Source organism: Cellulomonas triticagri (assembly GCF_003696205.1).
Lineage (GTDB): Bacteria > Actinomycetota > Actinomycetes > Actinomycetales > Cellulomonadaceae > Cellulomonas > Cellulomonas triticagri.
In genome coordinates this window covers 1-1,406 of sequence record NZ_RFFI01000257.1, presented here as the reverse complement: position 1 = coordinate 1,406, position 1,406 = coordinate 1, and the positions used below count along the sequence as shown (strand labels likewise).

The 1,406-nt window shown below is 75.6% G+C and carries 1 protein-coding gene; it reads right to left on the bottom strand.

Annotated features, from left to right (window positions below; all coding sequences use genetic code 11):
* Positions 1–97 precede the first annotated feature (97 nt).
* Entirely contained in the window at positions 98–1,309 is a 1,212-nt protein-coding gene (gene efeO, locus EBM89_RS20685) for an iron uptake system protein EfeO (RefSeq protein WP_122151421.1), read from the bottom strand.
* Between the last annotated feature and the right edge of the window lie 97 nt (positions 1,310–1,406).

The window sequence follows — 1,406 nt, the reverse complement described above, 5'->3', positions numbered from 1 at the left end:
GGCCGCGACCGCCGCGGCCCCCGCGACGGCGCCGCCCCCGAGGAGCAGCGCGCGCCGGCTGGGGCCGCGGGGTGCGGCGCCGTCGTCGCCGGTGTCGTCAGGCCGCATCGGTGATCGTCGACGTCAGGCGGGACAGCGGCTCGCTCACGGCGTCCACCGCGGCGGCGAGCTCGGCGACCTGCGCGTCGGTCAGGTCGGTGTACGCCACGAACCCGGTGTCCACCGACCCGTGCTGGGCCAGCAGGTCGTCCAGGGTGGCGAACCGGTCGTCCAGGTCGGCGACCAGGTCGGCGTCCTGCGCCTCCGCGACGCCGCGCAGCACCCCGAGCGCGACCTCGGCGCCGTCCACGTTCGCGCGGAAGTCCCACAGGTCGGTGTGCGACCAGATCTCCTCCTCGCCGGTGACCTTGCCGGTGGCGACCTCGTCCAGCAGCTCCTTGGCGCCGTTCGAGATCTGGAACGCCTGGAACGTGAAGTCGTCGGCGGTGACGCGCGCGTCGAGCTCCCCGGTCAGCTCGACCAGGGTGTCCGCGGCCGCCAGGCGCTCGTCCGGCGTGAGCGCGGTGTACGCCGTGCCGCCGTTCGCCTCGGGCGTCGGCTGCCACAGGTCCTTCTCGATGAAGTGCCAGCCGCTCCACTCCTCGCCCTCCGCGAGGTCCGCCTCCCGGGCGTCGAGCAGCGGGTCCAGGTCGCCGAACGACTCCGCGACCGGCTCGACCCGCTCCCAGTGCACCCGGACCGCGGCGTACAGGTCGCGCGCGGTGGCGTCGTCCCCGGCGGCGTACGCGTCCGCGAACTGCTGCGTCCCGGCGACGAGCGACCCCACCTGGTCCTTCACGTACGCGACGTAGTCGGCCTCGGCGGTCGCGAGCTGCTCCGCGACGGGACCGGTCGGGCCGACCTCCTCGCCCGAGTCGGTCACCGTGAACGCGGCGGTGATGCCGTCGCCGACCATGCCCGGCTTGCAGGCCGTGTAGTAGTCGCCCGCCGGGACCTGCACGACCAGGTCGCGGGTCAGGCCGGGGCCGATGTTCTCGACCTCGGACACCACCCGCAGCCGGTCGTCCGCCAGCAGGTAGAACTCCGTCACGTCGTCCCCGGAGTTCGTGACGCTGAACGTCAGGGTGCCCGACGGGGCCTCGGCGGCGGACACGTCGCACGCGTCGGCCGTCGAGTCGACCGTCAGCGCGCCCGCGCCCGAGGAGGACGCGGCGCCGTTGTCGACGCACGCCGCGAGGGGCAGCACGAGGGCGGCCAGGGCGACGGCCGCGCCCGAGGTGGTGCGGGTGCTGCGGGTGGAGCGGGACATGGGGTCCTCCGGGTGGGTCGCGGGAGCCGGGGCCGGGGCGGCCGCGGTGCCGGGCGAGCGGCGGGGGTGGGGTGGGATCGGCGGGGTCGCGAGGGAC